The organism is Hymenobacter cheonanensis, from assembly GCF_030581075.1.
Taxonomy (GTDB): Bacteria; Bacteroidota; Bacteroidia; order Cytophagales; family Hymenobacteraceae; genus Hymenobacter.
The window spans coordinates 1-14,060 of sequence record NZ_JAUQSW010000003.1 but is presented as its reverse complement, the minus strand read 5'-3'; the positions used below and the strand labels follow the sequence as shown (position 1 = coordinate 14,060).

The 14,060-nt window shown below is 61.9% G+C and carries 7 protein-coding genes; 2 read left to right on the top strand and 5 right to left on the bottom strand.

All coding sequences use genetic code 11. The features are described from left to right. Positions 1-16: 16 nt before the first annotated feature. Complete coding sequence (locus tag Q5H89_RS06325) at positions 17-412, bottom strand: hypothetical protein (RefSeq protein WP_305018466.1); 396 nt, start codon at positions 410-412, stop codon at positions 17-19. Between the two features lie 851 nt (positions 413-1,263). Between Q5H89_RS06325 and Q5H89_RS06320 the strand changes: the two genes are divergently transcribed. Both Q5H89_RS06320 and moaC read left to right on the top strand, forming a co-directional pair. Continuing rightward, positions 1,264-10,185, top strand: coding sequence for a right-handed parallel beta-helix repeat-containing protein (locus Q5H89_RS06320; protein ID WP_305018465.1), 8,922 nt, complete (start codon positions 1,264-1,266; stop codon positions 10,183-10,185). A gap of 122 nt (positions 10,186-10,307) precedes the next feature. Then, the gene (gene moaC, locus Q5H89_RS06315) at positions 10,308-10,802 is read left to right on the top strand and encodes a cyclic pyranopterin monophosphate synthase MoaC (RefSeq protein ID WP_305018464.1); all 495 of its coding nucleotides are present in this window, start codon (positions 10,308-10,310) and stop codon (positions 10,800-10,802) included. 68 nt (positions 10,803-10,870) lie between these two features. On the opposite strand, the gene Q5H89_RS06310 is transcribed toward moaC, so the two are convergent. The 4 genes from Q5H89_RS06310 to moeB all read right to left on the bottom strand — a co-directional run bounded on the left by Q5H89_RS06310 (position 10,871) and on the right by moeB (position 13,911). Beyond that, positions 10,871-11,287, bottom strand: coding sequence for a molybdenum cofactor biosynthesis protein MoaE (locus Q5H89_RS06310; protein WP_305018463.1), 417 nt, complete (start codon positions 11,285-11,287; stop codon positions 10,871-10,873). Positions 11,288-11,315: 28 nt separating this feature from the next. Beyond that, complete coding sequence (locus tag Q5H89_RS06305; protein ID WP_305018462.1) at positions 11,316-11,558, bottom strand: MoaD/ThiS family protein; 243 nt, start codon at positions 11,556-11,558, stop codon at positions 11,316-11,318. A 26-nt stretch (positions 11,559-11,584) separates the two neighbouring features. Next, entirely contained in the window at positions 11,585-12,580 is a 996-nt protein-coding gene (gene moaA / locus Q5H89_RS06300; protein WP_305018926.1) for a GTP 3',8-cyclase MoaA, read from the bottom strand. A 200-nt stretch (positions 12,581-12,780) separates the two neighbouring features. Further along, complete coding sequence (gene moeB / locus Q5H89_RS06295) at positions 12,781-13,911, bottom strand: HesA/MoeB/ThiF family protein (RefSeq protein WP_305018461.1); 1,131 nt, start codon at positions 13,909-13,911, stop codon at positions 12,781-12,783. Positions 13,912-14,060: the final 149 nt, after the last annotated feature.

The following is a 14,060-nucleotide window of genomic DNA, read 5'->3' as shown; positions in this document are numbered from 1 at the left end:
ACGGTTGCTGCCCAGGCTAGTCGCCCAGCGCCATCTGCTTGAGGTAGGCTTTCATCTGGGGCGTAGCCTCCAGCTCGCGGAACTGGCGCAGCTGGCCCGGCGACATCAGGCGCCCGGCTACCTGCTGGAGCTGCGCCCGCTCGGCGGGTATAAGCTCGGCTACTTCGGCAGCCGAATGATTGGCTGCCTGCACATTCATAAATTCAATTTCCTGTTCGAGGTAGACCCGTAACCCCACGCGCTGCGCTTCGGTGAGGTCAAGCCGGTTGGAACAGGCCTGCACAAATTCTTCGGCCAGGGCCGGCGGGGCCGCAGGCAGCTTGCCCAGGCCATGCGCCAGGCTTGCAAAGCCACTAGCAACGACCATTAGAACAATAGCGGCCGCGAGCCGCAGGGGAAGGGAGATTCTCATAGCATTGAATGGAGAAAAAGTTGGACGCAATTACGGCAACTCCGGCCTCTTTGTGCTAAGCCAAAAGCGCTTTACCCCTGATTTTTTTCACAAGCGCCTCAATAATAGCGAATCTTATCCAGCAAAAGTATAATTTACAGCACCCGGCTAATGTGCTACTTACCGAGGAAGCTGAGGGGAATTATGAATAGCTGAAAAGTCGCTTGCCCCAATAGGTTACTATCAAATTAAAATAATAATAAATTTAATATTTTAACCATTATGTAACAACAATTATTATCAGAGTACAATAATAAAAAAAGGTGGATTAATCCTGTTTTTTTAATCAAATCCAGCCAATGGTGCCTGAACACAGTCTGGTACCAATCGCCATTGGCACACGCATAGAAGCTCAAATAGAGGCTGCTAGCCTTGCTAATTGAGTTGAGAATAGCATTCAGCGGGTTTTTAGATTGGCCCCCATAGGTGTTGCGAGCCATTGCTCCCAGGTAGCCACGTCTTGTAAAATCCCTATTAAGCAGGTGAGCACCTGTTTGTAAAACGAAGTATTATTCTTGGAAAACTACAGTCATTCAGCAAGTTAAAAAATTTCTGCAAAAATGAACTTTTTTAACCTTACCCTAAATCCGCTCCTACTGGCAGCTTCGTATGGCGCGAAGCATCGCCACTATCATTCAGCGAGAAAATCAGGAGCTTCACCGAAATTTTCCATTCGCCCCTTAAGTAATTTTTAATTTTGTACGGTGTCAAATCAGGGTGTTTTACAGCACAATACGCATTTGCTAGCGCAGCTCCCCAACGCTTCTTCTCCGCCTTCTTTTTCTTATTTTTTAACTAAGCCAACTGGCTACATGAAACCACACTTACGATTCCTCCTTCTGCTGCTGGCGTGGACTGCGCTGGGCAGAACAGTGGCCTGGGCTGCTCCTATTGTAGCTTATGCTACCAGCGTCACGCCAACTGGCAATAGCTCAAATGCTTTTCGCATTACCAGCCTGGTAGCTGCTCCTGATAATGGACAGACTATCAGCAATTTCACGCTCAATAACGTTCCAGCCGACGCGCAGGGCGGGCGCCTGGCCTACCCGGTTAATGCCGATGGCACGGGTGGTTTGGTAGTTGCCACCAATGGGGCAACCATTACGCAGGCCCAAGCTAACAACTTGTATTTCGCTCCAGCCACTGGCTTTTCGGGGGCAGTAGCCAATGGTGGCACCTTTAATACGCGCTCCTTTACGTTCACGGCCAACCAGTCGAACGGTGCGACCACATCTGCTGACTATCTGGTATTTGTCGCGTCATACAACACGACCAACAATAACTACAACCTAACCGGCGCCGACCAGACGGCCGTCAATATTCCGAACGTGACAACGACGAGCAACGCCACGGCGCTGCCCGCCCTGACGGCCACGACCAACAACGGCACCGCCATTGCGGGCTACCGCCTGCTAACGCTGCCCGCCAACGCTGCTGGCACCCTCTACGTGAATGGCACGGCGGCTACTGTCAACCAGAACCTGACGGCTGCGCAGGCCGCCCAGCTCACCTTCGTTCCATCGGGCAACACCTACCAGGGGGCGCCTTTTTTTGCGTATTCGGCCTACACCACTGGCGGGGTAGCCGGCTATCCCGGCTTTTATACGCTGCCCGTTTCCAAGTCGGGCAATGTGCTGATTGACCCCATTGACCTCAGCCGCCGCACGGCGGGCGAAGACTGGAAAGCCAACGGCAGCGTAACGGCCAACGCCACGACCCTGACGCGTAGCGGCTACACTACATCCGTGCTCACCGGCAACACGAACACTTTTGCGATTGGCGACAACGCCATCCTGCCGGGGCCCGCCCTGGTGTGGCAGCTTAATCCGCAGGGGGTTAACCCGGCTACTACGGTAAATCAGGCGCAAACTACTTTCACGTTTGACCGTGCGGTAACCAGCCTCTCGCTGACGCTAACGGACATTGACCGCGACATCGTGAATGCTAATTTCATCGATGAATTTGACCTCAATGCCTACGCTACGGACAACGCCACCACGCCGCTGGCGCTGAGCACCAACGCCAGCGTATCGCTGGCCAACGCGGGCGTGAATACGCTGGTGGCCAACACTAACACCATCCGCGGCACTGGTACCAGCAACGCCGACGCCAACAGCACGGTTGTGGTTACTTTTTCCTCGCCGGTGAAGAAGCTGGTGCTTACCTTCCGCAACACGGCGCCCTATGTGGATGCCAACACCGACCGCACCCATACGATGGGCATCACGTCGTTGACGTGGCTAGCCCAGGCTGACCTTACCACCACGCTGACCGGGCCGGGCTCGCTGTCGGCTAGCCTGCAATCGGGCAACTACACCGTTACCTACACCAACAACGGCCCCGAAGTAGCCGCCAGCACCACGCGCACAGTTACGATTCCGAATACGGGCAACGTGGCCAGCGTATCGGCGCCCGGCGCCACGTCGGTAGCGGGCAGCGCTACCACCAACTGGGTTATCACTTACCCGGTGGGTACCAACGTGGCTGCTGGCTCGGGCGGCACGGTCAGCTATACGTTTACGCTAACGCCTTCGCTGACTTCGACCGGCAACACCATTACGGCTACCAGCAACACGCTCCCCGGCGCGGGCGGCACCGACCAGGGCGTCAATACGGCCACCGATGCGGCTAGCTCGAGCTACGTAGTGGGCGCCGTGGCCGACGTGGGCGTGAGCTTCAGCAGCGGCCAGGCCAACAACTCGACCGTGACGGCAGGCACTACCGTTACCTACGGCGTAACCTTTACCAACGCCGGCCCTTCAACGGCCAGCAACGTAACTCGCACGGTAAGCATTCCGGCGGGCGTCCCCAGCGTGACGGCAGCTACCGGCACGGTGTCGGGCAGCGCGGCGGCGGGCTGGACTATTACCTACCCCGGCGGCAGCGTACCACTCGATGCTACCGGCACTACCTACAGCTTCAGCTACGTGGCCCCGGCCACCGGCCCGGTCACCATCACGGCCAACACCACGACCTCGACCAACCAGGGCGCTAACACCAGCGCCGACGCGGCCACCCGCACCCTGAACGTGACGCCGGTGCCCGTGAGCGGCACCGTTTATGACGATATCAACTACGGCGGCGGCTCGGGCCGCACCTACGCCACGGCCAATAGCTCGGCGATAGCCTCGGGCCTGGCCAGCGGCGCCATTGGCCGGCCCAATGCCACGGTCGAGTTTTATAACAGCGCCGGCACTTTCGTAGGCTCGACTACGACCACCAGCACCGGCACTTACGCTTACAACCTGCCGGCCGCCGGCACCTACACGGTACGCGTAGTAAACTCGACTGTGACCTCGGCCCGCACGCCTTCGGCCACTGGCCTGGTGCCAGTGCAGACCTACGTGTTTGGCAATACGGAGCGCGTGGGCGGTGAGAACCCCGCCTACACCGACGCGGCGGCCAACACCGGCAGCCAGACCCTGGCCAGCCTGACGCCCAGCGGCGGCACCGTAACGCCGGAGTCGATTTATACCGCCACGTTTGGCACCACGGCTACGACCGGCGTTGACTTTGGCTTCAACTTCGACGCCATTGTGAATACCAGCAGCAGCGGCCAGGGCTCGCTAGCCCAGTTTATCTTGAACAGCAATGCCATTGGCAACGAAACCAACCTGGCGCCGGTGTACACGGGCGCTACCACTACGGCCCTCACGCCCAAGGTAGAGACGAGCATCTTCATGATTCCGAATGGCGCGCAGGTGCCCGGCCAGCGTGCCGGCCTCACCAGCGGCTTCACCACGTCGGGCACCGGCGGGGGCTCGGGCTCGGGGGCTACTATTACCCTCTCGGCTACGCTACCCAATATCACGGGCCCGGCTACGGTAATTGATGGCAGCACCCAAACCCGCTCGACGGGCGACAGCAACCTGCCCGTAACCACGGCTGGCACCGAATCGCTAGGGCCGGAAGTAACCGTGAATTTCAACGGCAACAACGGCTTCTCTACTTCCGCTGCCAACACCAGCGTGCTCAACATGGGCTTCACCGGCTCGGCGCCCGGCGGCGGCTCTACTACGGCAGCCTTCAGCATTCTGGCGGGGGCTACCGGCGCTAGCGTGCAAGGCAACACGTTCTATTTCAATGGTTCCAATCTGCGCATCAACGGCGTGGGCGGCGCTACCATCTCGGGTAATATCTCGCGTGATGCGCAGGCTAGCAACTCGGACGGTATTGAGGTTACCGGCTCTTCGAACAATACCATCTCCAGCAACCTGTTTTCTAATAACGCCGGCTTTGGTATTGACTTCATCTCGGGCACCAGCACGGGCAATAACATCTCGGGCAATACCTTCAAAACCAACGGCCAGAATACGAGCAATGGTCAAACGGCCGGCATCGGTATCCGCAGCAGCGGCGTAACCGATAACACGATTAGCACCAACACCTTCGTAAACAACCTAGGAGCCGGCATCATCGCTAGCACGGGCAACAACAACGTGTTTACGCAGAACAGCTTCGCCAATAACGGCCGGCTGGCCATCGACCTGTCCGTATCGACCATCACCGACTTCAACGGCGACGGGGTGACGGTAAACGACCTGAACGACGCGGACACGGGGGCCAATGGCTTGATTAACTTCCCGATACTGACTACTGCCACCCTCAATGGTACTAACCTGGTGGTGAACGGCTACGCCCGCCCCGGCGCGCTGGTTGAGCTTTACCTAGCCACGGCCGACCCCACCGGCTTTGGGGAGGGCACAACCTATCTGACCAACTTCACCCAAGGCACGGCCGCAGGTACGACCGGCAACGTGACGACTGGCACCGCTAGCACCTACGGTCCGGCCGCCATCAATGGCTTAAACCAGGGCACCGATAATACCAACACGTTCGCAGTGACCATTCCGCTGAGCAGCCTCACCTCGGCCCAGCGCACCGCCCTGCTGAGCGGCGCGGCTGTGCTGACCAGTACGGCCACCAGCACCAACGTAGGCACCTCAGAGTTTTCGGGCAACCTGACGCTGCCCGTGGCTGACGTGACCACGGCCCTGACCGGACCTCAGACGGTGAGCCCCGGCCAGCCTACGGGCACCTACACGGCTACGTTTACCAACGAAGGGCCTAGCACGGCTTCGAGCGTGACGCGCACCGTGACGCTGCCCGCCGGCGCCACCAGCATCATCGTGAACGGCTCGCCTTACACGCCCGCCTCCACGGCGCTCAATACGATTGACTTCGGCACAGCCACGACCCTGAACAGCGGCGTGAGCAACGCCTTCACGTTCAGCTTCATCCCGGCTGCGACGGCCACGGCCACGACGGGTACGCCGAGTACGCCGGGCACGGTAGCCATCACGAGCAACGTAACGACTTCGACCTCGCAGGGCAGCAATGCCGCCCCCGATGCCTCAACCCTCAATGCTGCGGTAGCGCCGGTGACCGATGTGGCTACTACTCTGGTGGCTACCACCAGCGCAGTAGCGGCTGGCACGCTCGGCACGGCTACTACGCCACCCACTTTCACCGTTACCTTCAGCAACACCAACGGGCCTAGCGTGGCCAGCGGAGTGGTAGCGGCAGTGCAGTTGCCCACGGGCCTGACCAATGTGAAGTCGACCAACAACACCAACGGCGTGTATAACGCTGCCACGGGCGTGCTGACCTTCCCGGACATCACGACTATCGCGGTTGGCGGCAGCACCAGCTCGGTCATCACTTTTGATGCCCCGGCGGCCGGCCCCCTGGTAGCTAACTCCACTATCTCGACCACGACCAACGAGGCGGGCCTGACGGCCAACAACAAGGCTTCGGCCACGATGACCGTGACCCCGGCCTTCGACCTGACCACGACCATCACGGGCCCCACTTCGGCCGTAATCGGCGACCTGGTGACCCTGGCTGTGACCACGACCAATAATGGCCCCAGCGCGGCGCCTAACGCGGTGCAAACCGTGCAGCTCGCCAGCGGCCTGACCAATGTGTACGTGAGCAACGGCGGTGTGTATAACGCCGCTACCTCGACCCAGACCATCACGGTGAACGGGGTGAGCTACTCGGTACCGGCGGGTGCAGTTATCTTCCCCACCATTGCCAGCCTGCCCAGCGGCCAGACCGTAGCCAACTCGATTAGCTTCTCGCAGCCCGGCACGGCGCTTTCCCCCGTGGCTACGGTGACGCCGAACACGGCCTCGAACGCGACAACCGCGGGCGATACCAACACGGCCAACAACACGGCTTACCTCAATGCGAACCCGAACAGCACGCCCGTAGCTATTCTGAACCCGCAGCAGGGCACGGCCAATGCGTACACGACCATCACGACCTCGGCGGCCTCGACCACAGTAGGCAGCCCCGTGACGCTGACTGTAACGACCGGCAATCGCGGCTTCAACCAGGCCACGGGCGTAACCCAGACGGTGCAGCTCGCGCCGGGCTTTACCACCACTACAATTAAGGTGAACGGCATCACGGGTACGCTGGCGAACAACGTTATCACGTTTGGCACCAACGGCCCGACCTATAATACCCTCAACGGTATCGTAACCTTCCCGACGCTGACCGATGGCTCGAACGGCAGTGCCAGCGCCACAAGCGTGACCAATACCATTGCCATCACGCCTTCGGCTGCCACTGCTACCACCGTGGCTACCACCGGCACCAATGGCCAGCTGCTGGCGATGGCCGCCGTAAGCACTACCAATACGGACCCGGTGCCGGCCGACAACGTTTCGTCGGTGGCTATAACCCTGGTGCAGTCAACGGACCTGGCCACGAGCATCACCGGCCCGACCTCGGCCGTGCCCGGCCAGAGCGTGACTTACACGGCTAGCTTCACCAACAACGGCCCGATGACTGCCACCGGCGTTACCGAATCGGCACAGCTTCCGGCTGGCCTCGGCACCAACGGCGTCACTATCACCGATGGCGCGGGCAACGCCGTGAGCGGCGCTTCTTATAGCTCGACCACTGGCCTCGTTACCTTCCCCACCCTGGCTACCGATATCAGCGGCGCTACCCAAGTGTTCAAGCTGACCTTCGCGGCCCCGGCACAGAACTTTGCCCCTAGCAGCAGCGTGAACTCGAGCAGCGCTGATGCAGTAGGTGCCAACAACACGGCTAGCGTAGCTACCACCGTGCCGGCTACGGCCGACCTGGCCACTACGGTAGCCGGCCCGGCCACCGCCGTAGTAGGCAATGCCGTGACTTACACCGTGAACACGACCAACAACGGCCCGGCCGTAGCTAGCTCGGCCGTGACTACTCTGCAGCTGGTTAGCGGCTTCTCGCCCTCAACCCTGCAAGTGAACGGCGTGACCGGCACGGCCGGCACTGGCAACCTCATCAACTACAACCTCGGCACGGCCGGTACGGCAACCTACAACACCGCGAGCGGCCTGGTAACATTCCCAACGCTGGCTTACCTGCCGGTGGGCGCTACTTCGTCGAACTACGTATCGTTTGTGATGCCGAATGCGGCGGGTGGCCAAACCACTGGTGTAGCCTCGGCTTCGGCTACTGGCACCGACCCGGTACCGAACAACAACTCGGCTAGCGTAGCCACGAGCATTGCTCCGACCACCACCACGTCGGCCGACCTCACGGCCACCGTTACGGCCGCTACAGTGCCCGCAAACGCCACTGCCGTTGCCCCCGGCTCCACGGTTACCTACACGGCTACTTATGGCAACATTGGTACCGATGCGGGCATTAACGTGCTGCCGACTCTGCAATTGATTCCGGGCCTGACCACGACCACCCTACCGTCCATTTCGGGCGCCACGGGCACGGCCGTTGCCAACAGCAACCTCATCAACTACAACCTCGGCGCGGCCGGAACGGCGACCTATAACACGACCACCGGCCTCGTAACCTTCCCGACGATTGCCAGCCAGGCTACTGGTGCCGCCAACAACGTGAGCTACACCGTGCAGGTAATAGCCCCGAGCAATGGCCCGCTGCTGGCCACGGCCGTTACGACGTCGAACACGAGCGAGCCTAGCAACGCCTTGACCAACAACTTCAACAGCGTAAGCGTGGGCATCACGCCTTCGTTCAACGAAGTGACGAGCATCAGCGGCCCGGCCTCGGCCCTGGCTGGCACCAGCCAGACCTACACCGTGACCGCGACCAACAATGGCCCCTCGGCTACGAGCAACCCCACGACCCAGAGCGTGACGGTGCCCTCCGGCCAGACGCCCACCAACATCACGAACGGTGGCGTATACTCGAGCACGGCCAACACCATTACCTGGACCATCGCGGCCGGCCAGGCCTCGGGGGCCAATGGCGCCGTAGCCAACAGCTTCACCATCGTGCAGCCCACTGCCGGTGTAAGCATGACGGCTAGCGTGCAGGTAACCGGCGAAAGCAACACGGGCGATAACACGGCGCCCATCTCTACCACGGTTCCCAACCGGGCGCCGCTGGCCTACGCCGTGGTAAACGCCCTGCAAAACCCACAGTCGAACGAAGCTGGTGGCCTGGCTACCGGCCTGCTCATCTCGCCGCTGAATGCCTCGGACCCCGAGAACAGCTTCGCCACGGCCAAGTACACGGTAGTGACCATCCCGACCAACGTAACGGGCGGGGCCAACAACCAGGGGGTGCTGTACTTCAGCAACGATGGCACTACTACCGGCACCTACTCGGCCGTAGTGGCTGGCCAGACCCTGACGGACGCCCAGGCCCAAACCCTGCGTTTTAAGGCCGCCACTGGCTTCGTGGGTAATGCCTCGTTCACTTACCTGACCACCGACGCCGCCGGCAACGCTTCGCCCACGGTGAGCTACACCATCCCGGTAGAGTCGGACGTAGATGCCCGCTCATATACCCTGACGCCCGCCAAGGGCGGCACCAGCGGGGCCTACACCACCGGCGACGTTATTGCCTTCACCACCGATGCCAACGGGGCCGTTTACAACGCCACTACCGCCTCGGTGTACCAGCCCAATGGCACGCTGCAAACCGGCGCCAGTGCGGGCATCGCCAGCGCCAGCCCCGTAGCCGGCTCGTTCACCAGCTCCCGCGCCGGCGTTACCTCGCTGGCCGATATCGGCCTCTCGGTCGATGCTACCGGCCGCATCGTTGTCTCGAACCCCGGCACGGTGGCTAGCCCCAACCTGCGCTCGGGCAGCTATTCGGTAGCCATCACGACTATTGATGGCAACGGAGGTGTAACCACCCAGACTGTTTCCTTCGTCATCCCCGGCAGCCCGCTGCCGGTAGTGCTGACGGCCTTCACGGCCACGGCTGTGCAGAACCGCGACACCCAGCTGAGCTGGACCACGGCTTCGGAAGAGAACAGCGCCTACTTCGACCTCGAGCGCAGCTTCGACGGCACGAGCTTCGTGAAAGTAGGCCAGGTGGCCGCCCAGGGCACCAGCACCTCGGCTACCACCTACGCCTTCACCGATAAAGGCGTGGCTAGCCTCGCTACGGGTGCGGTGTACTACCGCCTCAAGCAGGTCGACCGCGATGCCACGGCTACCTATTCGCCCGTGCGCACCGTGAGCTTCACCAAGGCGGCGGTAGCTACCCTGAGCCTCTACCCCAACCCGGCCCAGAACGCAACGACCCTCGACCTGAGCCAGCTGCCCACTACCGGCACCTACCAGGTGCTCGTGCTCGATGCTACCGGCCGCCAGGTGCGCGCTGCTAGCCTCGGTGGTGGCCTGGCCCAGTCGCTGGACCTGCACGAGCTGGCTACCGGCACCTACCACGTGCTTGTGACCGGCACGCTGGCCGATGGCTCGGCTCTGCGCCAGACCCTGCGCCTCACCAAGGAATAAGCCCCTCGGTAATTCGCTAAAAAACCTCCCGGCCGCTGGCCGGGAGGTTTTTTTATGCGCGGGCCCTAGCACAGCCTGGTGCCGGCCGGAGCCCGTTCTTTGTGCTTTATACCCTCTCGCTTATGTCCGATTCAGTTTCCTCCCAGCTCACGCATATCGGGCCTAGCGGCCAGCCGGCCATGGTCAACGTAGGCGGCAAGGCCGTGACGGCCCGCCTGGCCCGCGCCCGCGCCCGGGTGGTGCTTGGCACCGAAATTCTTAGGTTGGTGCAGGCCGGCGACCTGCCTACCCGCAAAGGCCCCGTATTTCAAACGGCCATCATCGCCGGCGTGATGGCGGCAAAAAAAACCTCCGACCTCATCCCCCTCTGCCACCCGCTAGGCCTCGACGACTGCCAGCTCACGATTGAAGTGGTATCGGCCGAAGCCATTGTTATTGAGTGCACGGCCCGCGTTACGGGCAAAACCGGCGTCGAGATGGAAGCTCTCACCGGCGCCTCGGTGGCGGCCCTCACCGTGTACGATATGTGCAAAGCCATGTCGCACGACATTGTGATTGAGCAGGTGCGGCTAGTGGAGAAGACGGGGGGCAAATCTGACTTTCGCCACGAAGGCTAGCCCTGTATGTCGGCTATAAGCCCGTAAAAGCAAACGGCGCGAACTCCGAGAGTTCGCGCCGTTTGCTTTTACGGATGGGCGGCCACCCATACGGTACCGTCTTCGTATTCTTCTTTTTTCCAGATGGGCACAACTTCCTTCAGCGTGTCAATAATGTATTGGCAGGCGGCGAATGAGTCGGCGCGGTGCGGCGTAGACACGGCCACTACCACGGCCACATCGCCGATTTCGAGGGTGCCGTGGCGGTGCACCACGGCCACCTGGCGCAGCATGGGCCAGCGCTCCTGAGCCATTTCGGCCACGCGGCGCAGCTGGTGCACGGCCATGGGCGGGTAGGCTTCGTAGTGCAGGCGCACCACCCGGCGGCCGTCGCTGCGGTTGCGCACGGTGCCGATGAAGGCGTTTACGGCGCCGGCCTCGTCCGATTCGGCGGCCTGCAGCACGGCGGCCACGTCGATGGCGTGGTCAACTAAGTCGATAAGCATTGGTCGGTTTCTAAAGCTTAAGCAAGGGCTAGCCCCCGCTCACGGGCGGAATCAGCGCAATCTCGTCGCGCTCGTGCAGGGGCACATCCTCAGCGGCGTACTCATTATTAACAGCTACGGCCAGGCTGCGCAGGCCGGCCAGCGCCGGGTACTGGGTGCGGAGGTCGGCCAGCAGGCCGGCGGCCGACTGCCCGGCCGGGGCATCCACTTCCAGCGACGACTTGCCCACAATCTCGCGGGCAATGCCAAACAGGGCAACGGTGAGGTTCATCTTGCTAATTACTGATTTATAAAAGGCTAGCCGCCAATCGTGGCCATGCTCTCAAAGTTGAGCTGGTGCACGGGGCGCTGGCTTTCGGCCTCAAAGCCATTGGCCGCGCGGTGGTAGAAGGCGCTGGCCAGGGCCTCGGCAATGGCCGCGTTGGTGGCGCCGCCGCGCAGCAGGGCCCGCACGTCGAGCACGCCCTGGTCGTAGAGGCAGGTTTTGATGCCGCCCTCGGCCGTGAGGCGTAGGCGGTTGCAGGTGCCGCAGAACGTGCGCGAATAAGCTGCGATGATGCCCACCCGGCCCTGGTGACCGGCAATGGTGTACTCGCTGGCCGTGGCGCCGGTAGGCGTGTAGGCCGGCACAAGGTCGCCGAGGTGCGCCTCCAAGTGCTGCCGGATGCGGCGGTGGTTCCAGGGCAGCGACTCGGGCGTGGCCACATGGCTGCCGCCATTGAAAGGCATTTCCTCGATAAAGCGCACTTCTACCGGCAGGTCGCGGCTAAGCTCGGCCAGGGGCACGAGGTCCTGGATGTTGCGGCCATCCATCACCACGGCGTTGATTTTCACTTGAATACCGGCCTCCAGCAGCGCATAAAAGGTACGCATGACCTGCGGTAGCTCGTCGCGGCGGGTTATCTCAAAAAACCGCTGGCGGTCGAGGGTATCGAGGCTGAGGTTGACGGCCTTCACACCCATGCGGGCCAGGGCCGGCACGTGGGGCGCGGTGAGCACGCCGTTGGTCGTCAGGCTGAGGTCGTCGATGCCGGGCAGGGCGGCCAGGCGCTCCATAAAAGGCACCAGGTCGCGCCGCACAAAAGGCTCGCCGCCGGTGAGGCGCACCTTGCGCACCCCCAGCCCGGCCAGAATCTCTACCAGGCGCAGCATTTCCTCGTAGCTAAGCAGCTCGTGCTTAGGCATGTACTTGATGCCTTCCTCGGGCATGCAGTAGAAGCAGCGCAGGTTGCAGCGGTCGGTGATGGCCAGGCGCACGTATTCGAGCGGCCGGCCGTGGGCGTCGTATAGCACGGAGGAGGGAGGAGAAGACATCTAGCCAAATATACTGCGGGAGCTAGCCGACCCGAAAGCGGCCGGCTGCGCTAGCCCTGCCTACGCGGCCACGGCCGGGCAGGTTGGTACGCCGCTGGGCAGTAGAAGTCATTTGGGCCGAAAATTGTTGCACCCGCTCCTACTAACCGGCCGTAAGCGCCACCGCACGGTGGGCGGGGCTAGCCGGGGTAGTCTTCCAGGCCACCGCTCAGGGTCAGCACGTTGTCGTAGCCCAGCTCGCGGCGCAGCAGGTCCACGGCTTTGGCGCTGCGCACGCCGCTTTGGCAGTATACCACCACCGGGCCGGTGCGGGGCACTTCGGCGGCGCGGGCAGCCAGTTCGGGCAGGGGCAGCAACATGGCGCCGGGCAGGTGGCGCCGCTGAAACTCCAGCGGCCCGCGCACATCGAGCAGCAGCGGCGGCGTGGCCGAGGCCAGCTGCCGGCGCAGGTCATCGGCCGAGAGGCTGGTGGCTTCGGCCTCGGGGGCGCAACTCACATCAAAGTAGTCAGCGGGGCTAGCGGTATCGAGGTTAATCTGGCTTTGCACAGCATCGCGCTTGAAGCGCAGCGTGCGGCTCTGAAAGCTGAGCGTATCCAAAATCCAGAGCCGGCCGCTGAGCACGTCGCCCAGGCCCAACACTACTTTTAGCGCCTCGGTGGCCTGCACCGTGCCGATGAGGCCGGGCAGCACATTGAGCACGCCGGTGGTGTTGCAGTCGGGCGCCTCGGCCGCGCCAGGCGGCTCGGGGAAGAGGCAGCGATACGTGGGCCCGCCCTCGTAGTTGAAGACCGAAACCTGCCCTTCAAACTTGTAGATGGCGCCCGACACCAGCGGCCGGCCCAGGCTCACGCAGGCATCGTTGAGCAGGTAACGGGTCGGGAAATTATCGGAGCCATCGACTACTACGTCGTAGCCAGCCACCAGCTCGCGCACGTTCGCGGGGCTCACGCGCACCGGATGCAACTCATACGTATTCAATGCATTGAGCCGCTTCAGGGCGCTAGCAGCGGCTTCTACCTTGAGCTGCCCCACGTCTTCGGCGCCGTAGAGAATCTGGCGCGGCAGGTTGGTCAGCTCCACCTTGTCGGCATCGGCGAGGCCTAGCGTGCCCACGCCGGCGGCAGCCAGGTATTGCAGAATGGGGCAGCCCAGGCCGCCTGCGCCCACCACCAGCACGCGGGCCGCGCGCAGGCGCTGCTGGCCGGCCTCGCCAATTTCGGCTAGCTGGAGGTGGCGGCGGTAGCGCTGGCGCTCGGCGGCGGAAAAGCTAGCGGGCGTAGAAGTAGCTGAAGAAGTAACGTCTGTCATTGCGAGAAGGCACGACGAAGCAATCTTTCCTTGTCGTTGACTTTATGCAGAAAGTCCGAACGGCAGGAAAGCTTGCTTCGTCGTGCCCCTTCGCAATGACAGACGCTCCGTAACTTTCTTACAATCTATACCTTACAGCCCATAGCTCA

Coding starts and splice junctions, on each gene's coding strand:
- Q5H89_RS06325 (WP_305018466.1), bottom strand. CDS start 412: ATGAGAATCTCCCTTCCCCTGCGGCTCGCGGCCGCTATTGTTCTAATG.
- Q5H89_RS06320 (WP_305018465.1), top strand. CDS start 1,264: ATGAAACCACACTTACGATTCCTCCTTCTGCTGCTGGCGTGGACTGCG.
- moaC (WP_305018464.1), top strand. CDS start 10,308: ATGTCCGATTCAGTTTCCTCCCAGCTCACGCATATCGGGCCTAGCGGC.
- Q5H89_RS06310 (WP_305018463.1), bottom strand. CDS start 11,287: ATGCTTATCGACTTAGTTGACCACGCCATCGACGTGGCCGCCGTGCTG.
- Q5H89_RS06305 (WP_305018462.1), bottom strand. CDS start 11,558: ATGAACCTCACCGTTGCCCTGTTTGGCATTGCCCGCGAGATTGTGGGC.
- moeB (WP_305018461.1), bottom strand. CDS start 13,911: ATGACAGACGTTACTTCTTCAGCTACTTCTACGCCCGCTAGCTTTTCC.